24 protein-coding genes are annotated in these 24,809 nt (G+C 39.7%); 13 read left to right on the top strand and 11 right to left on the bottom strand.

The annotated features are described in order from the left end of the window. Positions 1 to 446: 446 nt before the first annotated feature. Positions 447 to 1,295: an SDR family oxidoreductase gene (locus ATE92_RS13500; protein WP_100804211.1), complete on the top strand. Its 849-nt coding sequence runs from the start codon at positions 447 to 449 to the stop codon at positions 1,293 to 1,295. Between the two features lie 78 nt (positions 1,296 to 1,373). Next, entirely contained in the window at positions 1,374 to 1,796 is a 423-nt protein-coding gene (locus ATE92_RS13505; protein WP_100804212.1) for a DoxX family protein, read from the top strand. A gap of 1 nt (position 1,797) precedes the next feature. Here the strand turns inward: ATE92_RS13505 and ATE92_RS13510 are convergent, their stop codons facing one another. The 8 genes from ATE92_RS13510 to menA form a co-directional block, all read right to left on the bottom strand. Continuing rightward, positions 1,798 to 3,114, bottom strand: coding sequence for a M24 family metallopeptidase (locus tag ATE92_RS13510; protein WP_100804213.1), 1,317 nt, complete (start codon positions 3,112 to 3,114; stop codon positions 1,798 to 1,800). A gap of 106 nt (positions 3,115 to 3,220) precedes the next feature. Beyond that, complete coding sequence (locus ATE92_RS13515; protein ID WP_100804214.1) at positions 3,221 to 5,098, bottom strand: VWA domain-containing protein; 1,878 nt, start codon at positions 5,096 to 5,098, stop codon at positions 3,221 to 3,223. A 122-nt stretch (positions 5,099 to 5,220) separates the two neighbouring features. Beyond that, a complete protein-coding gene (locus tag ATE92_RS13520; protein ID WP_157809647.1) occupies positions 5,221 to 6,300 on the bottom strand; it encodes an AMP-binding protein in 1,080 nt (359 codons plus the stop codon). An 8-nt stretch (positions 6,301 to 6,308) separates the two neighbouring features. Continuing rightward, positions 6,309 to 7,262 (bottom strand): CPBP family intramembrane glutamic endopeptidase, encoded by a 954-nt coding sequence (locus tag ATE92_RS13525; protein ID WP_100804216.1) that lies wholly within the window; start codon positions 7,260 to 7,262, stop codon positions 6,309 to 6,311. A gap of 13 nt (positions 7,263 to 7,275) precedes the next feature. Beyond that, positions 7,276 to 8,331, bottom strand: a complete 1,056-nt coding sequence (locus tag ATE92_RS13530) for an o-succinylbenzoate synthase (protein ID WP_100804217.1) — start codon at positions 8,329 to 8,331, stop codon at positions 7,276 to 7,278. A 69-nt stretch (positions 8,332 to 8,400) separates the two neighbouring features. After that, a complete protein-coding gene (locus ATE92_RS13535) occupies positions 8,401 to 8,751 on the bottom strand; it encodes a four helix bundle protein (protein ID WP_100804218.1) in 351 nt (116 codons plus the stop codon). A gap of 24 nt (positions 8,752 to 8,775) precedes the next feature. Next, the gene (locus tag ATE92_RS13540) at positions 8,776 to 9,456 is read right to left on the bottom strand and encodes a metal-dependent hydrolase (protein WP_100804219.1); all 681 of its coding nucleotides are present in this window, start codon (positions 9,454 to 9,456) and stop codon (positions 8,776 to 8,778) included. A 27-nt stretch (positions 9,457 to 9,483) separates the two neighbouring features. Beyond that, positions 9,484 to 10,386, bottom strand: coding sequence for a 1,4-dihydroxy-2-naphthoate octaprenyltransferase (menA, locus tag ATE92_RS13545; protein ID WP_100804220.1), 903 nt, complete (start codon positions 10,384 to 10,386; stop codon positions 9,484 to 9,486). Positions 10,387 to 10,472: 86 nt separating this feature from the next. Between menA and ATE92_RS13550 the strand changes: the two genes are divergently transcribed. Beyond that, positions 10,473 to 10,850, top strand: a complete 378-nt coding sequence (locus tag ATE92_RS13550) for a DoxX family protein (RefSeq protein WP_100804221.1) — start codon at positions 10,473 to 10,475, stop codon at positions 10,848 to 10,850. Here ATE92_RS13550 and holA read toward each other — a convergent pair whose 3' ends face one another. Continuing rightward, positions 10,851 to 11,855: a DNA polymerase III subunit delta gene (gene holA / locus ATE92_RS13555; RefSeq protein WP_100804222.1), complete on the bottom strand. Its 1,005-nt coding sequence runs from the start codon at positions 11,853 to 11,855 to the stop codon at positions 10,851 to 10,853. Positions 11,856 to 11,919: 64 nt separating this feature from the next. Between holA and ATE92_RS13560 the strand changes: the two genes are divergently transcribed. The 6 genes from ATE92_RS13560 to ATE92_RS13585 all read left to right on the top strand — a co-directional run bounded on the left by ATE92_RS13560 (position 11,920) and on the right by ATE92_RS13585 (position 16,699). Continuing rightward, positions 11,920 to 12,369, top strand: coding sequence for a type I restriction enzyme HsdR N-terminal domain-containing protein (locus tag ATE92_RS13560; protein ID WP_100804223.1), 450 nt, complete (start codon positions 11,920 to 11,922; stop codon positions 12,367 to 12,369). Between the two features lie 17 nt (positions 12,370 to 12,386). Continuing rightward, positions 12,387 to 13,382 (top strand): glycosyltransferase family 2 protein, encoded by a 996-nt coding sequence (locus ATE92_RS13565; RefSeq protein WP_100804224.1) that lies wholly within the window; start codon positions 12,387 to 12,389, stop codon positions 13,380 to 13,382. A 92-nt stretch (positions 13,383 to 13,474) separates the two neighbouring features. Further along, positions 13,475 to 14,332: an OmpA family protein gene (locus ATE92_RS13570; RefSeq protein ID WP_100804225.1), complete on the top strand. Its 858-nt coding sequence runs from the start codon at positions 13,475 to 13,477 to the stop codon at positions 14,330 to 14,332. Between the two features lie 130 nt (positions 14,333 to 14,462). Next, on the top strand, positions 14,463 to 15,323 hold the full coding sequence (locus tag ATE92_RS13575) for a flagellar motor protein MotB (protein ID WP_100804226.1): 861 nt from the start codon (positions 14,463 to 14,465) through the stop codon (positions 15,321 to 15,323). A gap of 200 nt (positions 15,324 to 15,523) precedes the next feature. After that, positions 15,524 to 16,129 (top strand): DinB family protein, encoded by a 606-nt coding sequence (locus ATE92_RS13580; RefSeq protein ID WP_100804227.1) that lies wholly within the window; start codon positions 15,524 to 15,526, stop codon positions 16,127 to 16,129. An 87-nt stretch (positions 16,130 to 16,216) separates the two neighbouring features. Continuing rightward, positions 16,217 to 16,699, top strand: coding sequence for a nuclear transport factor 2 family protein (locus ATE92_RS13585; protein ID WP_100804228.1), 483 nt, complete (start codon positions 16,217 to 16,219; stop codon positions 16,697 to 16,699). Here ATE92_RS13585 and ATE92_RS13590 read toward each other — a convergent pair. Then, positions 16,696 to 17,313 carry an L-threonylcarbamoyladenylate synthase gene (locus tag ATE92_RS13590; RefSeq protein ID WP_100804229.1) on the bottom strand — a complete coding sequence of 206 codons (618 nt, stop codon included), beginning with the start codon at positions 17,311 to 17,313 and terminating at the stop codon, positions 16,696 to 16,698. The genes ATE92_RS13585 and ATE92_RS13590 overlap by 4 nt on opposite strands. Before the next feature lie 125 nt (positions 17,314 to 17,438). Between ATE92_RS13590 and ATE92_RS13595 the strand changes: the two genes are divergently transcribed. Then, positions 17,439 to 18,311, top strand: a complete 873-nt coding sequence (locus tag ATE92_RS13595; protein WP_100804230.1) for an alpha/beta hydrolase — start codon at positions 17,439 to 17,441, stop codon at positions 18,309 to 18,311. Positions 18,312 to 18,341: 30 nt separating this feature from the next. Here ATE92_RS13595 and ATE92_RS13600 read toward each other — a convergent pair whose 3' ends face one another. Further along, positions 18,342 to 20,660 carry an ATP-dependent helicase gene (locus ATE92_RS13600; protein WP_100804231.1) on the bottom strand — a complete coding sequence of 773 codons (2,319 nt, stop codon included), beginning with the start codon at positions 20,658 to 20,660 and terminating at the stop codon, positions 18,342 to 18,344. 200 nt (positions 20,661 to 20,860) lie between these two features. On the opposite strand from ATE92_RS13600, the gene ATE92_RS13605 reads away from it, so the two are divergent. The 3 genes from ATE92_RS13605 to ATE92_RS13615 all read left to right on the top strand — a co-directional run bounded on the left by ATE92_RS13605 (position 20,861) and on the right by ATE92_RS13615 (position 24,807). Beyond that, positions 20,861 to 21,748: a dienelactone hydrolase family protein gene (locus ATE92_RS13605; RefSeq protein ID WP_100804232.1), complete on the top strand. Its 888-nt coding sequence runs from the start codon at positions 20,861 to 20,863 to the stop codon at positions 21,746 to 21,748. 158 nt (positions 21,749 to 21,906) lie between these two features. Further along, complete coding sequence (locus ATE92_RS13610; RefSeq protein WP_100804233.1) at positions 21,907 to 23,190, top strand: amidohydrolase; 1,284 nt, start codon at positions 21,907 to 21,909, stop codon at positions 23,188 to 23,190. Beyond that, positions 23,191 to 24,807, top strand: a complete 1,617-nt coding sequence (locus ATE92_RS13615; RefSeq protein WP_100804234.1) for an FMN-binding glutamate synthase family protein — start codon at positions 23,191 to 23,193, stop codon at positions 24,805 to 24,807. Positions 24,808 to 24,809 lie beyond the last annotated feature (2 nt).

Consider the following 24,809-nt stretch of genomic DNA (forward strand, 5'->3'; position numbering starts at 1 on the left):
TGATTATCAATTACTTATTATGTATTCATAATGCAAATATTCATACACTTTTTCCTACTTAATACAACTATTAATGTATTTAAACAGAAAAAATATTCACTTTAGCGTCGTTGGTCTTCTTGATGAGGATTTTGCAACCAACAGATTATCAATTCTATACAGGTTGAACTAGAAATATTTTTTTTTTTAAAAGCACTATTCAGTTTTTAATTATATTATTTTTTGAAGGGCTATGTACCAGATAAATTTCTCAAAAGTCTTTGAATCTTTTAGAGAACAGGCGGCGCTTCAAAAGGTAAAAAATTCACACATACCGCCAGGCCATTTCATAATGTGAACAAATGGTAATCTTTGGTTAATTATACGTTAAGAAGAAGTAAATGCTGCGCTTTATAATCATGGTATTATATAATTTTAAGATTATAAGTACGTAAATCAGGAATATTATGACAAAGCCGAAAAAATTTCCCGAGCAGCATCAGAACCCTCCGGGAAAAGAGTCTAAAATGAATCCGGAGCCCGAGATTATCCGAAAAAATTACAAAGGAAGTGATAAACTAAAGGGCAAAGTTGCCCTTATTACCGGTGGTGATAGTGGAATAGGAAGAAGTGTAGCTGTGCATTTTGCAAGAGAAGGTGCAGATATTGCGATTGTGTATCTTTCGGAAGATGCCGATGCTAAAAAGACTAAACAACTAGTAGAAAAGGAGAAGAGAAAATGCTTACTTCTTTCCGGGGATGTTTCCGAAGAAAACTTCTGTAAGCAAACTGTTCAAAAATGTGTAAAAGAATTGGGCAGGCTGGATATATTGGTAAACAATGCAGCAGTTCAGTTTCCGAAAAATTCGATTGACGAAATCGACAAGTCACAATTGCAAAAGACATTTGAAACCAATATCTATCCCTTTTTCTATATGGTGAAAGCGGCTCTAAAACATCTTAAAAAAGGCAGTTGTATTATAAATACATCTTCAGTTACGGCTTATAGGGGAAGTGAGCATTTGTTGGATTATTCCAGTACCAAAGGTGCGATTGTGAGTTTTACACGTTCCTTATCACAAATGCTTGCCGAAAAGAAAATTAGAGTAAACGGCGTTGCCCCCGGCCCCATCTGGACACCTCTTATTCCTTCAACATTTAATAAGATAAGTGATTTTGGGCAGGATACTCCCTTGGGGCGCGCAGGGCAGCCGAGTGAGGTTGCACCGGCCTATGTATTTCTCGCATCGGAGGACAGCAGTTATATTACCGGACAATTTATACATGTGAATGGTGGTGAGATGATCAATGGATAATCATGTATGTTGAAAGAATTTTTTTTACATATAACTAAAAATAAGTACCTTATGGTAGTCTAATCTAAACTATAAACCATGGGACGTATTAAGACCTTAAATAAATGGGCGAACAAGCACAGCTACTACCCCATCGATTTCATTCGTATTGCCTTGGGAATCTTTTTGTTTTACAAAGGCGTCTATTTTATGTCTAATTTACCTGTGTTAATCGATTTGTTCGAGCCTTTTGAAAGTCTGGCAGGTGACGTTCTTTTGGTGCATTATATCGCCCCTGCACATTTTGTGGGAGGTGTTTTAATTGCCGTCGGGCTCTTAACCCGTTGGGCGATAATAGCACAGTTACCCATTTTGGTGGGTGCCGTACTTATTAATTTTATTGGCGAGATGAACACTTTTAACCTGTTTTTATCGACCCTTGTTTTACTGCTTAGTATTTTCTTTTTATTCTTCGGCTCGGGAAAACATTCTATCGACAAGTATTTAAAGATGCAGAAATAGGCTATTTTGTTTTTATTGGTTTGATCGCTGTTTGTCGTTTATTTACATATCGAAATCCGTTCGAACCATAAAATCCGGCTTCTTCCAGCATAATTCGGATGTCTTTTTTCCATTGAGGAATTGTTACAGTTGTGTTTAACTCAATGGCATAAACCGTGTTTATATGTAGTGGATAATCTCCTGTAAAAGGTACGCCGTCTTGAGAATCCCACATACCCAAAGTCGTTCCGGCGCTATGCCCGTAAACACCCAAAGGATGTGTGTAGATGGAAGGAACCAAGCCTTCAGCTCTGGCTTCATTAAGCGATTTCAGGAAAATTTGGTTTCCTGTTTTTCCAGTTTCAAAGTTTGCCGTAAAAATATCCTGAACCCGGTTTCCCTTTGCAAAGGCTTCGGAAAGAAATTGAGGTACTTCCGTTTCGTCTTCCTTTAAAACATAAGCATGTTGCTGACAATCTGTATTCAATCCGATGTAGGTTATTCCGAAATCACAGTGCAACAAATCTCCACGTAGAATAACGTCTTCGGGTTTGGATTTGCTAAAGGACTCTATATGACTTTTTAGCGCCTCGTTATCCCGCTGAATATCGATAGTTGGATGAAACCAGGTTTCCAGCCCCATATTTGTTACTTTTTGTCGCATCCACCATACCACATCTTCGGTGGTTGTCACACCGGGAGTAATTACTTTTTCCGAAAAAGCCTCATCGATAATGGCATGTGTCACGGCAACCAGCGTATTGTACAGCTCCATTTCTTTGGCGGTACGGGTTTCGATCCATGCAATTGCAAGCTTTTCGGCCGAGACTACCTTATTTTCCAACGCTGCGGGTAAGGCTTCCATCAATTCGTCGTAGTCGGTTTTTACCAAGCCGTCGGCAATTGCAAAATGTTCAGAAACGTTAATTCCTATTGTATTGGGGTTGCGTTCTGTGATAATTTCCACCAAACGCTCCCATTGATCGGGTTGTTTTTCCTTGTCCCAAGCCGATGTAATATTCTCCCCCACATCATAGCGGGCCACTGCTAATTTTTCGATAGTATTATCGGTCTTGTTTCTATAAAAAACCAAGATGGTTCTGCGTCGTGCATTGAGCCATTCGGCCGGAAGCATGGTGCGCATCACGGGATCTTCGTTGTATTCGCGGGAAATAACCACCCACATTTCAATTTCGGAAGCATCCATCAATTGTGGTAATAAATTATCGAATCGATCGGCCAGAATTTCATCTTTCAAAACAGCACGATCTCTTTCAGAAAGGATTTGGGCAGATACAGATATGGTGAACAACAGACTTAAAAGCAGGATGGATTTCATAGGGAAGATTTATTTTCTTAAAAGTAAGTACTTTCAGCAAATAAAAAAAGGAGCGACCTAGATCGCTCCCTTCACACAACAAACCTCCACCAAACTTAACGAAAGCTTATTTATAACTTTTAACCAAGCGAATGAATTCGGCCCGATATCCTTCGTTATCCGGACCTTTCCCGGCTTCGGCCAAGGCAATTACATCTTTGGCACTTTGGGTATTGATAAAAACCGATTTCCGCAATTGCATTCCGAATAAGGCCACGGCAGCAGCATATTTAAAATCTTCGGAAGCCATTGTAAACGAAGTATTTGTATCGTTGACCGTTTTTACAATCAACTTACTTTTATCCCCGGCAGGTTCTTTGTAGCGGAATTTTACGGTAAGCATTTCATCTGAAAAATTACCGTTGGAGGTTTTGGTATATTTCAAATTGTCCACATCTTTTACGTACATACTTTTCACTCCAACAGGAATTACTTCATACAATGCAGTGACTGTATGTCCGCTACCCAATTCCCCTGCATCTTTGGTATCGTCCTTAAAGTCTTCATCATTCAATAGTCTATTTTCATAACCCACCAATCGATACGCCTGTACTTTGTTGGGATTGAATTCCACCTGAATTTTCACATCCTTGGCAATGGTGTAAATGGTTCCGAAGAATTCTGTTCCCAAAACTTTTCGGGCTTCCTGCATGGTATCTATATAGGCGTGGTTACCATTTCCTTTATCGGCAAGCGTTTCCATCTTTGCATCCTGATAATTTCCCATTCCAAAACCCAAACAGGTTAAGAAAACACCGCTTTTGCGTTTATCAACAATTAAATCTTCCATGGCGCGATCACTGGATGCCCCTACATTAAAATCCCCGTCGGTAGCCAGGATAACACGATTGTTTCCGCCTTTGATAAAGTTTTCTTCAGCAATTTTATAGGCTAGCTTAATCCCTTCTCCACCGGCTGTAGAACCACCTGACTCCAGGTTGTTAATGGCGTTTAAAATAGCTTGCTTCTCGGCTCCTGAGGTTGGCGGTAGAATAAGTCCGGCCGCACCCGCATAAACAACAATTGAAACCCTATCTACTTCCCGTAGTTGATCTACCAATACCTGTAAAGCCGATTTCAATAAAGGCAATTTATTTGGGTCACCCATAGATCCCGAAACATCGAGAAGGAATACCAAATTTGAAGCCGGCACTTTAGCAGTTGTAATGTCTTTGCCTTTAAGCCCTATACGCACCAATTTCGCCTTATCGTTCCATGGAGAAGAAGCGATTTCGGTAGTAATTGAAAAGGGCTCGTCACCTTTAGGCTGCGGATAGTTATACGCGAAGTAATTGATCATTTCCTCGACCTTTACGGCATCCTGTGGTACCTTTTGACCGTTGTTTATAAATCGGCGGACGTTACTATACCCGGCCTTGTCCACATCGATGGAAAATGTAGAAAGCGGAGCGGTTTCAACGCGCTTAAAAATATTCTCCACTATTCGCCCATACGATTCGTCATCGGTGTCGAGGTTTTTGTAGCCGCGAATTTTAATTTGAGAGGCCGATCCCACCAAACCATTGGGATTACTAATTTGCACTCCGGATGCAACACCCCTAATTTTAACCGACTTACTTGAACTCACTGCATATCCCAAAACGCTTTTTTGTCTTTTGGGCGCATAGGCAGTTACAACTACCTCCTCCAGGGCCGAGTTTGGAACCATCTGAATATTTATGGTAGTGGTTTTCTCTTTTACCTTTCTTTCAATAGTATCGAAACCCACGTAGGAAAATACTAATTTACTTCCCACGTAGGTTTCAATTTCATACTTCCCGTCGAAATCGGTTTGAGTGCCTTTTGAAGTTCCTTTTTCAATAATATTTACCCCCGGAAGTGGTAATCCCGTATCATCTGTTACAATTCCGGAAATTGTGACTAGCTGAGCTTGTCCTTGTAGTGCGAAAAATGCAAGGATAAAAATGTGTAGTAGTGTTTTCATAACGTTGTGGTTTTAAGATTATGAAGTGAAACTACAACTGAAGGCTTACTTAAAAAATCGACGATGAGGGAACACCCCTTTCGGACTCGTAAAGTGTAATAATCGGTTAGGAAGTAAAATGATTAGCGGTACTTTTGAAGCACCTGAAGTACATCGGCTCGTTTAATCTTACCGGTTACGGTATAGGGAAATTTTGAAATGGAATACACCTTTTTAGGCCTTTCGAAGGGTTCTAAAGCGGCAAATGCCAGCGAATAATTTGGGATTTCGGCGTCTTGTCCGTTTTCGAAGATAAGCACTACCCGTTCTCCCAACTCCGGATCTTTTTCGGCAGTGATAATAAAAGGTAGTTTTATAAATTCCGAAAGTTTCGCCTCGATCGCTTCCGGAAATAGTTTTACACCTCCTGTATTGATCATATTGTCGATACGCCCCACAAATCGAAAAGACGAAGGAGAAATCAATTCAACTATATCATTGGTAATAATAGATTCCCCTAAAATTTCGGGAGCATGAATTACAAGACAATTTCTGTCGTCTGTTGCAAACTTGACATTGGGGAGGGCAGAAAAAACTTCCGACTTTGCCGGGCCGTTGATTCTACGTATTGCAATATGGGTGGACGTTTCGGTCATCCCGTAGGTGGCAAATACTTCGGTGGGAACGGATTGCAGCTTTTCTTCCAATTCCATAGAGACGGGTCCGCCGCCGATAATCAATTTTTTTACTTTGGGCAGAGCATCAATAGAATGCAGCACCTGATAGGGCACCATCGCCACCAAATCGTAATCGTTATCGTATTGCGTCAAGGCGTCCTTTTCGGGGGCCACAACATGTAAATTCCATCCCAGCACCATGGCTCTCACCAGCATCATTTTTCCGGCGATAAAATTTGCGGGCAGACACAGTAACGCCAACGTTTTTTCGCCAACTTTAAAATAGGTTCCCGTTGCTTGGGCACTGTGAATCATCCAGTCTTTTCTAAGCCGAATTTTTTTCGATTTTCCTGTAGCTCCTGAAGTCTTGACCTGAATTGAATCTTCCTGGTTGAACCATTTTTGTATAAACTTCCCTATACTCACCTCATAGTCGTCTCCTTCAATTTCCAATCCTTTGGCAAATTGAAGCAACTCATCGACTGTTTCAAATTGTAAACCGTTGAGGGTAAAAGCCGGATGAAGTATGGGTGAGGTTGTGTTCAAAGCAGCTTTTATAAAGTTTCCTGTTCAATTATTGGCTCGGGAGGTTCAATCCTTCCAAAGAGTTTATCACCCCAACCTTTCCATTTATAGCGCCATGCCATAATTCCTAGGAATATAGGATAGATAATTAATACCGGTGCGAGTACATCCAGCCCCGCTGAAGGTTCAGATACATCTTTTAAAATTGAATTGGTCTGAAAAACAGTCCAGTCTGCCGTTACCAGCATAGCTGCTACCAAATTATTTCCGGCATGAAAACCGAGCGCAAGTTCCATTCCTTCGTCCATGAGGGTCATAATTCCTAAGAAGAAGCCCGTTCCTATATAGTACACCATTATGATGTTCCCCAGTTTTCCTACCTCGGGATTAAAAAAGTGCAAGCCCCCAAAAATCACAGAAGTTACAACCAAAGGGACCCATTTATTCTTTGCTGCAACACCAATCCCCTGCATTAGATAACCTCTAAATAAGTATTCCTCAAAGCTGGTCTGCAAAGGAATCATCACTATGGCGATAACTGCCAGAATAACAAATGGTACCAAATCGAATTGCAGCACATAATCTTCAGGGTTGGTATAATAGTCGATCGAAGTAAGTACGATGGTTGTCACGGCTATAAGTACGAAGCCAAACCATACGCGTCCCCAGTCTGTTTTCTTGCGGGAGGTTGTAACTGTTGTAAATGGTTGTTTATGAACGTACTTCACCCAAAAATAAAGCACCACCAATCCTATGGCGAAGCTCAACAGCATTAAGAATAGGGTGAGATTAGAATCCAAGATGGTCATGATCACATTAGGATCTTCTAAATCCTGAAGGCTGCCGCCATCCTGAATTAATTTATAGGATGCGAGCCCTATTAACGGCAATGCACCTAATTGGGAGGCTAAAAAAATAACGATGCCTCCTAAAAGATACCGCCACCAATCGTGTAAATAATTATAAGCTTGTTTAATGTACATTCCGATTTAGGATTTACGAATTTTTAAATTGAAAAATTTCTTCGGGATTCCATGTTTTTTCCCTAGAATAAAACAACTTTCCGCGCTCTACTTTTAGGGGTGAGGGAATATTATTTGTATACAAACTACCGGTCCCCAAACCCTGTGGCAATTTACTATTTTTTGTGAACGTGTACTGCGAAATCGCATTTAATCCTACATTACTTTCCAAGGCCGAAGTCGCCCACCAATCGACACCAAATTTCTTAGCAACAGCAATCCAATTGTCGCTCCCGGCAAAACCTCCAATAAGACTCGGCTTCAATATTATGAATTGCGGAGAGATGGTTTGCAGTAGTTCTTTTTTGTCTTCGGAAGAGAAAATACCAATCAGTTCTTCATCCAAGGCGATAGGTAAGGGCGTGTCTTCACACAATCGCGCCATTTCCTGCCATTGCCCTTGCCTTATTGGTTGCTCAATGGAATGCAACTGAAGATCGCTCAATATTTTTAGTTTTTCGAGGGCTTCAGAAGGAGAAAAGGCGCCGTTGGCATCTACGCGTAATTCAATTTGTGAAGCTGAAAATTCCTTCCGGATGGATTTCAATAGATCTATTTCTGAAGCAAAATCGATAGCTCCTATCTTCATTTTAATACAACCGAAGCCTTGGTCCAATTTTTCCCGAATCTGTTGCTTCATAAACGCGGTATCCCCCATCCAAACGAGTCCGTTAATATCGATACCCACTTCTTCACTAATAAATGCCGATGGAAATAAATGGAAGGGAGATTCACTTTCTAAAGATTTAAAAGCTGTTTCTACACCAAACTGAAGGGATGGAAATTCTGTAAGCGAATTGTACAACACCTCTTCCCCCAAATAAATATTTTCGCAAACCCAATGCAATTTAGCTTCATAATCTGGTCTGTCATCTACCGATAATCCGCGAAGCATGGCACATTCTCCTATCCCCCATTTGTTTGCATGTTGTAGTATGAGAAACCAGGTTTCTTTGGTTTTCATCACTCCGCGGGAGGTTTTCCCTGGAATTTTGAAGTTTAGGATATGTTTTTTAAGGGTGGCGTTCAAGATGGATAGTTAGATTATTAGATAACTGGATTGTTGGATAGCTCGATTACAAGATTGTTGGATTGATTGTTATTTTAAGGTTGATTTAAATTTTGAAGTCATTTTTATAATTGCTTCTAGTTTTGATAATATTATTTGCAAATCTTCTTCCATTAAAAATCCTAAATCATTCGCAATCAGTAATTGGGTTTCAATTTCATAACAGGACCCTATTGTAATTTCTAAAAATCTGGAGAAATCGTTGTCTGATTTTCTGGATGAGTCTTCAGCTATATTTGACGGTATGGATACACTGGCTCTTCTTAACTGGTTTACAAGACAGAATTTTTCATTTTCAGGGAAATTGGCAGTTATTTCATAAATAACTTTACAAAACAACCTGCCTTGTTTCCAAATTTCCAAATCTTTGAATCTATGCATCTAACAGTCTAATAATCCAGCAATCTAAAGTTCCAAGGAACTTCCAATTTCCAGTAACATCAAATCTTTTCCCGCGTCATAGAATTTTTTTACGGCTTCCTCGTGATTTATTTCTATATAGCCAAAGGTATCGTAATGCACACCCAGCACCTTGTCGCATTTAACAAAATCGCTTGCAATTATGGCATCGTCCACTCCCATAGTAAAATTATCTCCAATAGGTAAAATGGCTAGGTCGAGTTTTATCGACATGGGGATGAGTTTCATATCCATGGTAAGCGCGGTATCTCCCGCGATGTAAATATTCTTTCGTTCTCCTTCAATAACAAATCCGCCGGGCTGTCCACCGTAGGTCCCGTCAGGAAAAGAACTGGTATGAATGGCATTTACGTATTTTACGTTTCCAAACTCGAAGTCCCAACTTCCCCCGTGATTCATTGGGTGTACTTCAATACCCTTGGCCTGATAATACATCGCAATTTCATAATTGCTTACAATGGTTGCATTGGTGTTTTTTGCGATGGCTTCGGCGTCGAGTATGTGATCCTGATGCGCATGTGTAAGTAAGATATAATCGGCTTTGAGGGACATAATATCAATTTTGTCTTTCGACAAGGGATTCCCCGAAATAAAGGGATCAATTAAAATATGTACATCGGAAACCTCAATTCCCAAACTGTTTTGTCCGTAATAAGTAATTTTCATACCGCCTATTTTTCTTTAAAGATAAATCTAAAAGAAATTTGAAGCAAAAAACAAGACTGAAAATAAAAAAGTACTTAATGCAACTTTCTTCAATTCGGGATCTAAAAGCGCAGGAGCTTCATTTTTAAATACGGTTACCACATTTAAAAAAACAGGAATAAAGGCAATGAGCGGAAGATATTCCATCAATGTGGTAGCATTCAAAAAGAAATAGACTAGAGCGCTTAAAAATGCAATTCCAATTAAGAGTGCATGGTATAGTTTTACGGGTTTCTCACCAAGGATCACGGCGAGAGTATTCTTATTCACCATAGCATCGGTCAAGCGGTCCCGCATATTATTCAGGTTTAGCACAGCAGCACTTAACAATCCAATGGTAATTGCCGGGAGTACTATGTAATTAGAGACTTGCTGTGTATAGAGAAAATAGCATCCCATGACGCCCACAATTCCGAAGAAAACAAAAACAAAAACGTCTCCCAAAGCCCGGTAGCCGTAGGCTCGCTTCCCAACAGTGTAGGTAATTGCGGCTATAATTGCTGCAATCCCCAGATTAAAAAATACAACCGATAAGATGAAATTCTCATTACCAAACGCAGCAAAAATTAGCATACTGGCAATAAATAAGGTGATAATTGCCGTAACAGCCATTCCTGTTTTTAATTCTTTACGAGTAAGTAAACCACTTTGCAATGCCCGAGCCGGCCCTACTCTATCGTTATTATCGGTGCCCTTTACCCCATCGCCGTAATCGTTCGCAAAATTGGAGAGGATTTGAAAGCCCAATGTGGTTGCCAAGGCAAGACCGAAAATTAAATAGGTAAAAGCATTGATTTCCAACGCTGCGGCACTGGCGGTGATAATTCCTGAAAGGGACAAGGGCAGAGTTCGTAAACGTGCGGCAGAAATCCAGGCGCGTACTTTTGTCATATAAATTGGCTCTTTGAGTTGCAAAAATACACTTTAAATTTGTTTTGTATATTGAGCGTTGAATCGGATATTTCTAAAATTATTACATGTCAAACGCTACCCGCTACAACATTGGATTATTACTCTTACGCCTAAGTTTTTCGGCCTTAATACTTCTTCATGGTATTCCAAAATTAATTGAACTTTTACAAGGCAATTTCGAGTTTGGAGATCCTCTTGGTATGGGTGAAGCTGCTTCAAAAGTACTGGCAGTTATAGGGGAGGTAATTTGTCCTATACTCATCATAATAGGCTATAAAACCCGCTGGGCAGCGATTCCAACTATCATAACCATGGGAGTCGTGGCATTTATTGTACAAGCAGCCGATCCAATTGGTGCGAAAGAAAAGGCTTTATTGTTTCTTTTCGGATTCCTTGTAATTGCGTTACTTGGTGCCGGAAAGTATTCGATCGATAAGAAGTAATTAGTCAAATATCTTAACAAGCAGTTCTTTTAACAAATCACCTTGCGAGAGATTCGCGGCGCCCACCCCCTTACTTTTCATATCTATTTCCCGAATGGAAGATATAACAGAACTAACTTTCTTCATGGGATAATTTCGAGCCGCCTCCTGATAATCTTTTATGAAATAAGGACTCACGCCAAGTACTTTCGGGGCTTCCGATTTGTTTGAAAGCGCGTGGTATTTCAATAATTTAGAAAAAAAAGTGTACAAAATCGCAACCGTCATCACCATTGGGTGGTTTTTCGGATTTTGTGAAAAATACTGAATAATGGTAAATGCCTTTTTGATATCCTTCGAGCCAATGGCATTCTGCAATTCGAAATTGTTGAAATCTTTGCTAATCCCAATATTTTCTTCAATTAATTGAGGCGTTATCTGCTCTCCCGGCCTCAGTATTAATTGCAACTTTTCCAGTTCGTTATTTACCTTCCCAAGGTCATTTCCTAAAAACTCAACCAGCATCTGCGCCGCCTTTGGAGTAATAGTGTATCCTTTTCCTACCAAAACCCTCCGAATCCAGTCCGGCACCTGATTTTCATACAATTTCTTGCCTTCAAAAAGGACTCCGGCTTTGTCTATTAATTTTGCCAGTTTTTTGCGTTTATCCAGCGTTTTGTATTTATAACATATCACCAAAACTGTGGTAGGCTGCGGATTTTCAACATAAGAAACCAAACTTTCGATGGTTCGGGACAGATCCTGAGCTTCCTTTACGATAACCACCTGCTTTTCGGCCATCATGGGATAGCGCTTTGCGCTGCTTATAATCTCATCGACAGTAACATCCCGACCGTATAAAACCATTTGATTGAACCCTTTTTCCTCCTCGGTAAGTACCGTGTCCTCAATAAATTTTGAAATTCCGTCAATATAATAGGCCTCTTCCCCCATTAAAAAATAAATGGGTTTAAGATCACCGGCTTTGATGCCGGAAATAATACTTTTGGCTTTGTCTAAAGGCACAATAAAATAACGAGTATTAAAGGATTACTATAAAATAATCGAGATGCTTTAGTAACTTTGTTCTATGCAGAAGTTAAACTTCCCGGAGTATCAATTTCGTTTCAAAAGTAACGAAAACAAACCATTGATTTTTGATGAAATCAGAAAAAAGTTTGTAATTCTTACCCCCGAAGAATGGGTTCGGCAACATGTGCTTCAGTTATTGCTTTCAGAAAAAAAATATCCGGCCTCTCATATCAATATCGAAAAGCAATTAAAATTGCACAACACTGTTAAACGCTATGATATTGTAGTTTTTAACAGCGACGGAAGCATCCATCTTATTATTGAATGTAAGGCACCAATTGTCCCTATTACTCAAGAAACATTCGATCAGATCGCACGTTATAATATGGCCCTAGATTCCACTTTGCTCATGGTTACCAACGGAATAGATCACTATTTTTGCAAAATGGATTTTGAAAACGAGCGCTATATTTTTTTGAAAGATATTCCTTCCTATATTCCCAAATAAACTAGTTACTTTGCAGCGTGAATGTAGCGGTAGTCATATTAAACTGGAATGGAAAGACATTACTGGAAGAGTTTTTACCTTCGGTGGTACTCTATTCTGAAAATGCGACTGTGTATGTAGCAGACAATGCATCTACCGATGCTTCGGTTGCCTTTGTTACTGAAAACTTTCCGTCGGTGAAAATCATTCAGAATAAGACAAATGGAGGTTATGCAAAAGGTTACAATGACGCATTGGCAAATCTTTCCGAAGAAATTTACGTATTGCTCAACAGTGATGTAGAAGTGACGGAGAACTGGTTGGATCCTGTTATTGCCGAATTTAAAAAAGACAAATCGCTTGTTGCTGCCCAACCAAAGATTCTCGACTACAACAACAAGACTTATTTTGAATATGCCGGTGCAGCAGGTGGTTTTATAGATGCTCTGGGCTATCCCTATTGTCGGGGTCGGATTTTTAACACCATAGAACCAGATAACAATCAATACGACGATATCATATATATTTTTTGGGCCACAGGAGCTTGTTTATTTGTTAAGAAGGATGCTTTTTGGAATGCCGGTGGCCTGGATGAAGACTTTTTTACACATCAGGAGGAGATAGATCTATGCTGGCGAATGCTGGCCAGAGGAGGAAATATAAAATACATAGGTACTTCTAAAGTTTTCCATGTTGGTGGCGCAACCTTAGCTTCGGGTAATCCCAAAAAAACATTTTATAATTTCAGAAACACACTTTTAATGTTGGTTAAAAATGTAAAGGGTCCAAAATTGTGGGCAATCATTTTCATGCGATTGCTTTTAGATGGTTTGGCGGGTGTACAATTCTTATTTCAGGGAAAAATTGCACATTCCTTTGCAATACTTAATGCACACCTTAGTTTTTACGGCTTATTTTTTAAATTCCTCAAAAAGAGAAAGATACACGCGACAAATTATTGTTATTGCTCTAAAATATCGGTTGTATGGAACTATTTTGTTCTAAAAAAACAGAACTTTAAGGAAGGCTACTAAATTTTACTTAAAGTATTGTTAATCTGGCTTGCATCTACTACGCATTTAATAATTTTGATTAACATTTTAACACTTAAAACTAAACATACATTATGAAAAAACTTTTGATATTAACTTTATGCTCCGGCTTGCTACTCACGTCGTGTGTTTCGAAGAAAAAGTATTCGGAATTGGAGACAAAACAGAAGCAAACACAGGATTTATTGAACACTGCAACAGTGAAGTTAAATAGCTGTTTAACCGATAAGGCAGCAGCCGATGCAAGAGCTCTGGCGCTTCAGGAAAGACTTGCAGACATGAAAAAAACTAATGAAGATTTAATTCAAAGTTCAAAGGATTTGACCATGCTTACCTCAAAGGGAGCTACAAACCTTGAAAAATCTTTAGAAAGCTTAAAAGAAAAAGATCTTAAAATCTCTCGTTTACAGGATGCACTTACCAAAAAGGACAGTGTGACACTAGCTTTAGTATCAAGCCTTAAGAAAGAGGTAGGTATGAACGATCAGGATATTACGATCAATGTTGAAAAAGGAGTAGTATTTATTTCGCTGAGTGATAAGGTATTATTCAAGAGCGGAAGCTACAACTTATCTAACCGTGCTAATGAAATATTAGGTAAGGTAGCCACTGTAATTAACAGTAAACCCGATTTCGAAGCACTTGTTGAAGGACATACAGATAATGTTCCTTTCCAAAGTGGTGTATTGATCGACAACTGGGATCTAAGTGCAAAACGTGCAACAGCCGTAGTACGTAAATTGATGGAGCTGGGAGCCAATCCTGCACAGTTGATTGCTGCCGGACGTAGTGAATTTGTACCAATAGTCCCTAACACTACAGCAGACAACAAATCTACAAATCGTAGAACAAAAATATATGTGTTACCAAAAATCGATCAGTTTTATGACATGATTGAGAAAGAAATGAAAACACTTGAAGGTGGTAACTAATTCTTAAATGCATACAATTTCTAAAGCCCGGCCCTGAGCCGGGTTTTTTTGTAAACCACGACAGACATTTTATGTATCAAAAAAGTGAGTATCTTTATGGTACTATATAAAAATCTCTAAATACCTCAATATGAAAAGAATTTTATTCCTCTTGGTTATTTCTTCGCTTGTTTTAGGTTCATGCGTGTCTAAAAAAGAATTTATCGAATTAGAAGGCAAGTACAAAAAATCTCAGGATTTACTAAACTCTACTACTGTTAAATTAAATAGTTGCTTAACCGATAAGGCTGCTATGGAAGCAAGGTTGACTGAAATTCAAGCTCGCCTGGCAGATATGAAGAAAACAAATGAGGACCTTATTCAAAGTTCTAAAGATCTTACCATGTTAACTTCAAAAGGAGCTGCCAATCTCGAAAAGTCATTGGAAAGCCTGAAGGAAAAAGACTTAAAAATTTCTCGACTACAAGATGCACTCAGCAAAAAAGACAGTGTTACCCTGGCTTTGGTAACCAGTTTAAAGAGAGAAGTGGGCATTAACGATCCGGATATCGAGATCAATGTTGAAAAAGGGGTTGTTTACATCTCCCTTTCGGATAAACTACTTTTTAAGAGCGGTAGTTATGAAATTTCTGCAAGAGCTTCCGAAATACTCGGTAAAGTCGCTAAAGTAATTAATGGCAAACCAAACTTTGAAGCGATGGTTGAAGGGCATACAGACAATGTTCCTTACAAAAATGGATTACTGCTGGACAATTGGGATTTAAGTGTGAAACGAGCTACAGCAGTGGTGAGAGCGCTTCAGGATTTGGGCATAAGTCCGGGGAGGTTAGTAGCTGCCGGACGTGGCGAGTATGTATCATTGGTGCCAAATGACACAGCAGAAAATCGCGCGACTAACAGACGTACTCGTATTTTAGTACTGCCTAAAATCGATCAGTTCTACGATATGATTGAAAGAGAAATGAAAACACTTTCTGAAGGTGGTAACTAATAAATTAAATAATACTACTAAATCACAGCCCTGAGCCAGGTTTTTAGGCTTTCGCTAATTATCTGAATTTATGAAAGCAACCAGTATTTCTAACGTCTAATTAAAATACCATTAATTTGAAGCAAAAGATGTCCCATTTTAACTGTTCGCTTCGTCTTAATAGAGTAAAGTGAAAAAGTTTAACCATAAATTAAAATCTCATGAAAAAACTAATCCTTCCTTTTCTAGTATTTGCGCTAGTTAGTTTTACTACTTCAAACGTAAAATTAACCGATTTTGAAAGAGAGAAAGCCGTTAAAGAAATGACCAAAACACACGATTTATTATTGGATGCTGTGGCAGGTCTTTCAGATGAACAATTAAATTTTAAAAGCAGCCCTGATTCCTGGTCTATTGCCGAGTGTGTTGAACATATCGCAATTTCAGAAAATAATATCTTCGGCATGCAGCAGGGTACGTTAAAAACTCCGGCAGATCCTTCCAAAAGAGATCAGGTTAAAATGACCGATGATCAAATATTGGAGATGATTGTAGACAGAAGTACCAAATTTAAAACTCAGGAGCCTTTCGAGCCTACCGGTAAATACGGGACGTATGCTGCAACCTTGGACGAATTTAAAAACCGAAGAATTGAAAACATCGACTATGTGGTTAACACAGATGACGACTTGAGAAATCATTATATGGAATTGCCTTTTGGCGTCTTAGATGCTTATCAGGGGTTATTGTTCATGTCTGCCCATACCGAGCGCCATGTGCGTCAGATTGAAGAGATAATGAGCGATGAAAATTTTCCGGAAGAATAGCGAATAATTTCAGCTTAAAATAAAAACCCTAATCTAAGTCTACGATTGGGGTTTTCTTTTTAGCTACCTTATCTTAAATTTCCATGCATGAACGAGTCTGAAGCTTTAATAGAAGCATTTTATAAGGCATTTGCCAATCTCGACGCCGAAGCAATGGTAGCGTGCTACAACAGAGACATTATTTTTGAAGATCCCGCCTTTGGTATATTGAAAGGAAATCACGCAGGGAATATGTGGCGTATGCTCTGTGAATCGCAGAAAGGAAAGGATTTTAAAGTTACCTATTCCAATATTTCTCCTTCTGCCGAAGGTGGTTTCGCTCATTGGGAAGCATTGTACACCTTCAGTAAAACAGGAAGAAAAGTACACAATAGAATTACGGCTCAATTTGAAATAAAAGACGGGAAAATAACGCGTCATACAGACCGGTTCAATCTTTATAATTGGGCGAGTCAGGCTTTTGGAATTAAGGGCCGGTTGATAGGTTGGACACCCTTCTTTCAGAAAAAATTACAGCAACAAACCAATGCTATGCTTTCAAAATTTGAAGCAAAAAACAATTTGAATTAAATTTCCAGAGAACCCTTTCCTTCACGTATTAACAACGGTTCTCCCTGGGTCAAATCGATTACCGTAGACGGAATATTTCCACCATAACCCCCATCAACTACAACATCTACCTTGTGTTCCCATTTTTCAAAAATTAGCTCGGGGTCGGTGGTATACTCGATTACTTCGTCTTCATCTTTAATGGAAGTAGAAATTATAGGGTTACCAAGTTCACGTACAATTGCTTGTACAATGGCATTGTCCGGGACACGAATACCCACCTCTTTTTTCTTTTTAAAAACCGTGGGTAAATTATTATTTCCGGGCAAAATAAAGGTATAGGGTCCGGGTAAGGCACGCTTTAGAATCTTAAATGTCGCAGTGTCTATTTGACGTACATAGTCTGAAAGATTGCTTAAATTTTCACAAACAAAGGCGAAATTTGCCTTATCCAATTTTATGCCTTTTAAATGTGCAACACGTTCCAGTGCTCTGGTATTTTTTATATCACATCCCAGGGCATAAACCGTATCGCTGGGATAAATTACCAAGCCGCCATTTCGAATAATATCCACAACTTTTCGGACATCTTTGGGATTTGGATTCTCTTTATAAATTTTAATGAATTCGGCCATTCTTAGAGATCTTCTTAGGTGTTTAAAGATACTACAATGCATTTCACCAACCAATAAAATATTAAATCGAAGGCGCACAACTTAAAGTAAAATTCTTCGTTTACTGAAAAACAAGCTCTTAAACAATGCAATTTCCGAAGTTTCTTTTATCCAGTATAGTACTTTTATTATTGATTGGTTGTTCTTCCGAAAACGATCAAAACAACGATACTCTTCCGTTAACGGCCGAAACCAGAATGAACGTCTCCTATGGTGCAGATCCACAGCAGGTATACGATATATATTTACCGGCGGGAAGAACCGAAGCTAAAACAAAGGTGATTGTACTCATCCATGGAGGCGGTTGGACAGGTGGTGACAAAACTGATATGCAGGAATTTATTCCGATCTTGCAACAAAGTCATCCCAAACATGCCATTGTCAATATGAATTATATTCTGGCAACTACAACGATTCCTGCCTTTCCGAATCAGTTTTTGGATGTAGAACGCGTGATTGATAAATTGACAGCGGAGAGTGAAAGCTTACAAATTTTGCCTCAATTCGGACTTATTGGTACAAGTGCGGGAGCGCATTTAGCCTTACAATACGACTACGTATACGACACTAATAATCGTGTGAAAATGGTTTGCGACATAGTGGGCGCAACCGATTTTACCGATCCATTTTATGCCGAAAATCCTAATTTTCAAGTCGCTTTAGGATTGTTGGTAGATGAAAGTGCCTATCCAAATGGCGCCAACTACGCCGAACTGATTAGTCCTGCCTTACAAGTAAGTGCTGCAAGTAGTCCCTCTATTTTATTTTATGGAAATGAAGATCCCCTGGTTCCCTTAACAAATGGACAAACCCTCCAGACTGCTTTGAGTAACGCACAGATAACACATAGTTTTAGTGTCTATGACGGTGGACATGGTGACGACTGGAGTGTGAGTAGTACGGCAGATCTTCGGACAAAACTTTCTGCCTTTATCAATACCCATCTTGCTATCCAATAATCCTCTTGCCTCTTGCCTCTTGCCTTTAACCTACTCCAACACATTCAATTTGGCAAAGCGAAGTAATAATTTTTTAAGTCCGCCATTCTCAAACTGAATTTCCGCCTTGGTATCGGCACCTACACCTTCAATCTTTACAATTTTTCCCTTGCCGAAGCGAACATGCTCCACGAGTGTCCCTACGTCCAGATTTGCATCGGAAGCACTAAAATTTTTGTCTGCATCACTGGTCACCGGTTTTAATCTTCTCAGTTTTCGCAATTGTTCTTCGGTAGGGCCTTTAGGCGGCGTTCCAATTACAGGTTTTCGCAGACGCAATTTACTTTTATCCACTTCATCAAAAATATCGACATCCAGCAAAGGTTTGTAGCGATGCTCGGTGATGGGTGTAAGGTATTCTAAATAATCTCCTTCAATTTCATCAATAAAACGACTGGGTTCGGCATCGATTAATTTTCCCCAACGATACCGTGACTGAGTATAGGTAAGGTACGCCTGCTTTTCGGCACGGGTAATTGCCACATAAAACAAACGACGCTCCTCTTCCAGTTCGCTACGTGTACTCATACTCATTCCGCTGGGAAAGAGTTCTTCTTCCATACCAACAATATAGACGTACGGAAATTCCAATCCTTTTGCGAGATGCACTGTCATGAGCGCAACGCGGTTTTCGTCTCCTTTGTCATTGTCCATATCGGTTGCGAGGGCGACGTCTTCCAAAAATTCGGACAAGGCTCCTGTGGCATCGGCTATTTCTTTTTGTTCCTCCACAAAATCCCGCATCCCGTTCAAGAGTTCTTCAATATTTTCGATTCGGGCAATTCCTTCGGGGGTACCGTCTTTTTTTAATTCCTGTAACAGTCCCGTCTTCTTTGTAACATGTTCGGCTATTTGAAAGGCATCCGAATTAGCATTCAAAATCTGAAAACTTTGCAGCATCACTACAAAATCCTGAAGCTTATTCTTTGTACCGCTATTTATCTTTAAATCGATCTTATCTAAGTTTTCCATGACTTCGAACATGGAGCGATTGTAATGATTCGCAGCTACAATCAGTCTGTCAATAGTGGTCTGCCCTATTCCACGTGCAGGATAATTAATGACGCGTTTTAGGGCCTCTTCGTCCTTCGGATTTAAAATAAGTCGCAAATAAGCAATCACATCTTTTATTTCTTTCCGCTGATAAAAACTAAGTCCGCCGTAAATTCGATACGGAATGTCTTTTTTCCGAAGCGCATCCTCCATCGCTCGAGACTGTGCATTGGTTCGGTATAAAATAGCAAAGTCACCGTTATTGAGCTGATGGTTCATTTTATTTTCAAAAATAGAACTAGCCACAAATCTACCTTCGTCACCGTCGGTCATGGTGCGATTCACTTTAATTCTAGCACCCTCGTCATTGGCAGTCCAAACTACTTTTTCGAGACGGGTTTTATTCTTTTCGATGATGCTGTTGGCTGCGTTTACAATGTTCTTTGTAGAACGATAATTTTGTTCCAGTCGATACACCCGCACATCGTCATAGTCTTTCTGAAAGTTGAGAATGTTATTGATGTTTGCACCTCTAAACGCGTATATACTTTGGGCATCATCCCCTACCACGCAAATATTCTGAAAACGATCGCTCAACGCACGTACAATTAAATACTGACTGTGATTTGTATCCTGATACTCGTCTACCAGAATATAACGGAACCTGTTTTGATATTTTGCCAGAACATCGGGGAAGCGTGTGAGGAGTTCGTTTGTTTTCAGCAATAAATCGTCAAAATCCATGGCACCCGCCTTGAAGCATCTTTCCACATAGGCCTTATACACATCTCCCAATCGCGGAATTTTTGCCATAGCATCGGCTTCAACCAATTCGGGATTATTGAAATAGGCTTTAACCGTTATTAAACTGTTCTTATAGGATGAAATTCTCGAATAAACCTGCTTGTATTTGTAGATATCCTTATCCAGGTTCATATCCTTTATAATGGCGCGAATCACACTTTGTGAATCTTGAGTGTCGTAGATGGTAAAGTTGTTAGGATAACCCAGTTTATCGGCTTCAAAACGTAAAATTTTTGCGAAAATACTATGGAAGGTTCCCATCCACAGATTCTTCGACTCGCTACTTCCCACAATTTGTGAGATTCGCTTTTTCATCTCGCGGGCTGCTTTGTTGGTAAAAGTCAGCGCCAGAATATTAAAAGGATCTACTCCCTGCGACATAAGGTAGGCAATGCGATAGGTAAGCACTCGTGTTTTTCCCGAACCTGCTCCGGCAATCACTATCATGGCCCCGTCCTTTTGCAGGACAGGTGCGAGTTGTGCATCGTTTAATTGTTCAAGGTATTGTTGCAATTGTTTATTCTTTGCTGAAGAAATTTAAAGACGAAAAATACTGAAAATAGGACGAAAAGCAGTGAGGTTTCGCCAGAAATTATAAACACTATTCACTAATTGGTTCCTAAGCAACTATTACTATAATTAATAGGATAGAACTCTTCTTTGATGCCTACTTTTTATTTAATAACTTTCAGTCAATTAAAAAATTAGTTATTATGAGCCAACTTAGAAAGGAAGATATCAGTCAGGAGGTATTCGATTTGTATGATGATTATGCCCATAACAAGATAGGGCGCCGTCAATTTGTTGAAAAGCTTTCAGTCTATGCAGTTGGAAGCATCACTGTGGGGTCGCTTTTAAGTTTTATCTCGCCAAATTACAAAGATACAATGCTGGTTCCACAACACCACCCGGCATTAGATTCTAACTATATCACGTACGAATCTCCAAAAGGTGGAGGCACCATTAAAGGATTGCTGTCTACTCCCAACGAGATGGAGGGAAAAATCCCCGGAGTTATTGTAGTTCATGAAAACAGAGGTCTTAATCCATATATTGAAGATGTTGGTAGAAGGGCTGCTCTTGACGGATTTATAAGTCTGGCTCCGGATGCACTAACTCCACTGGGAGGCTATCCAGGAAATGACGACGATGGCAGAGAATTACAAAGAAAACGAGATAGAAACGAAATGCTTGAAGATTTTATAGCAGCCTTTAATTATCTTAAAACCCATCCCAACTGTAATGGTAAAATAGGCGTTGTAGGATTTTGCTTTGGAGGCTGGATATCGAATATGATGGCTGTAAATGTGCCCGAATTGGCCGCAGCGGTACCCTATTATGGCGGACAGCCTTCAGCCGAAGAAACTGCTCAAATAAAAGCCCCTTTATTAATTCATTATGCCGAACTTGACACTAGGGTGAATACAGGATGGGGCGACTATGAAGCTGCACTAAAAGCAAATAATAAAGAATACGAAGTTCATTTCTATCCCGGTGTAAATCACGGATTTCATAATAACACCACCCCTCGATACGATGAAGAAGCGGCAAAACTTTCCTGGACGCGAACAATCGACTTCTTTAAACAAAAACTAATATAGTAAGGCAAGATTTTTTCTGAAGAAAATTGTATCCCGGTTCAAATTGTAAGTGGGGTAAACTATCTTTTCAGTTGTATTGTATTTAAAATTAATACCTTTATGCATCTCATTCAGAAAAATTAATCTTCTGAAAATAAAATCAAAGAATACATCTGAAAATGAAAAAAATCATCGCTTTACTTATCATCGGAATTGTCTCCTCTTCCATCGTTGCCCAAATGGACACGAAACTTTTAAAAGACATTGAGTCTATTGAACAACAAGTGATTGATTGGCGTCGCCATTTTCATGAAAATCCGGAGCTTTCCAATAGAGAATTTAAAACTGCCGAAGCCATTGCGAAACACTTGAAATCCCTGGGTATGGAAGTGCAGACCGGCGTAGCTAAAACCGGAGTTGTGGGAATACTAAAAGGAAACCAGTCCGGAAAGGTTGTTGCCTTACGTGCCGATATAGATGCGCTTCCGGTTACAGAACGTAATAGCCTCCCTTTTAAAAGCAATGTTACCGATACCTTTTTAGGTACTGAAACGGGAGTGATGCACGCCTGTGGTCACGATACCCATATTGCTATATTAATGGGTGTTGCTGAAGTGCTATCAAAAAATAAAAATCTAATAAAAGGTACCGTAAAATTTATCTTTCAACCCGCTGAAGAAGGACCGCCACCGGGAGAAGAAGGGGGTGCCAAACTCATGATTAAAGAAGGTGTTTTAAAGAACCCTGATGTGGATGTAATTTTTGGATTACATATTAATTCGGGGACTCCAGTTGGGACTATAAAGTACAAGCCCGAAGGTACCATGGCAGCAGTGGAACGTTTTGTGGTAAATGTAAAAGGAAAGCAAACGCATGGATCGGCTCCCTGGACAGGTGTGGATCCTATATTAATTTCTGCTAAAATTATTGATGGTTTTCAAACAATTATAAGCAGAGAATCCAATCTGGTGCAGGAAGCTGCGGTGATCACAGTTGGGAAAATAACCAGTGGCGTCCGATTTAATATCATTCCTGAAACTGCCGAACTGATTGGAACAGTGCGTACCCTGGATCCCGATATGCGTGATCTTATCATTCGCCGAATGACCGAAATGGCCGCAGACATTGCAAAGGCGTATGGTGGAAGTGCAACAATCGAATGGCAAAACAATACGGTGGTTACCTATAACGACCCGAAACTAACAGCACAAATGCTTCCCACCTTGCAGCAAATAGCAGGAGAAGATCAAGTACAACTAATGAAAGCTACAACGGGAGGAGAAGATTTTTCATACTTTCAAGAAGTCGTTCCGGGATTCTATTTCTTTCTGGGTGGTATGACACCCGGTAATACAACTCCTTATCCGCATCACACTCCCGATTTTTTAATAGACGATACGGGATTGTTATTGGGTGTTAAAACCATGTCTCAACTACCGTTGGATTATTTAAATGCGCAATAAATGCAAGAGGTTCTAGATTTTTTGTCGAACATACCATGGTGGGTTTGGATCCTTGTTGTGCTTTTGGTGGTAGCAATTCGGGATATTTTTTTTAATAAAAAACACACCATAAGTCATAACTACCCTGTTGTTGGGCATCTTCGATATCTTCTGGAGAGTTTTGGCCCGGAGTTACGGCAATATATTGTTTCAAACAATCGGGAAGAGCTGCCTTTTAATCGCATTGAAAGAGGTTGGATTTATGCTTCGGCAAAGAATGAGAACAATTATGAAGGATTTGGGACGGACAGAGATATTTACGAACCCAATTATATTTTCATCAACAATTCCATGCTGCCGTTTAGACTGGAAAAAGGGCATCCCAATGCAAAAGACCCCTATTTTTTAGCATGCGCCAAAGTAATGGGGGAATATAACAAAAGACGTCGCCCATATCGTCCTGCTTCGGTGATCAATGTTTCGGCAATGAGTTTCGGTTCCTTATCTGCCAGGGCCATCGAATCACTTAATCGAGGTTGCAAACTGGCTCACGCATATCACAACACAGGTGAGGGCGGATTGTCTTCCTATCATAAAACAGGAAGCGATATTGTTTTTCATTTTGGGACCGGATATTTTGGCGTTCGGGATGAAAACGGCGATTTCTCCATGGAAAAAATGGTATGTCTTACCGAAGAATACCCGCAAATTAGAGCCATTGAAGTAAAAATCTCTCAAGGTGCCAAGCCCGGGAAGGGAGGTGTGCTTCCCGCTGCAAAAATTACTCCCGAAATAGCCGAAATACGTCATGTCCCATTAGGTAAAGATGTCCTTTCCCCTCCCTCACATTCTGCATTTACAGGTGTAGAAGGTATGATGCAATTTGTTGAAGACATTGCGGAAGCCACCGGTTTGCCCGTTGGAATTAAATCGGCTGTCGGGAAACTGGAAGATTGGGAAAAATTGGCCGAGATAATGGTAGAAACCGGCAAAGGACCCGATTTTATTACAATTGATGGTGGTGAAGGAGGAACAGGAGCCGCACCTCCAAGTTTTGCCGATCATGTAGCCTTACCCTGGTTGTTTGGTTTTGCAGAGGTGTATAAAATTTTTAAGAAATACAATTTAACCGAGCGTATCGTGTTTATTGGTAGTGGGAAGTTAGGGTTTCCGGCAAGAGCAGTTATGGCTTTTTCGATGGGCGCCGATGTGATTAATGTTGCAAGAGAGGCTATGATGTCTATTGGATGTATTCAAGCACAGGTGTGTCATAACAACAAATGCCCAAGTGGTGTTGCTACACAAAACAAATGGCGACAAAACGGAATTAATATTGAAAATAAATCGGTTAGAGCACATTTCTATTTTAAAAATTTCAGAAAAGAACTGTTAGAAATGACACATGCCTGTGGATACGAGCATCCTTGTCAGTTCACCATGAACGACGTAAATCTAACTGTTGGTGATAAAGAATTACTAAAAACCCTGGCCGAAGCTTTTACCTATAACAAGGTGGAAGTGCCGTTTACAAGTGTTAGAGAGCATCAAAAATGCGAAAACTTAGGCGGACATTACAACCGCAAAGAGGAGAAAAAAGAAGTAAAAAAACTAAAAAAAGAAGACAAAGTAAGATATTAGAA

It is taken from the genome of Ulvibacter sp. MAR_2010_11 (genome assembly GCF_002813135.1).
Classification (GTDB): Bacteria; Bacteroidota; Bacteroidia; order Flavobacteriales; family Flavobacteriaceae; genus Altibacter.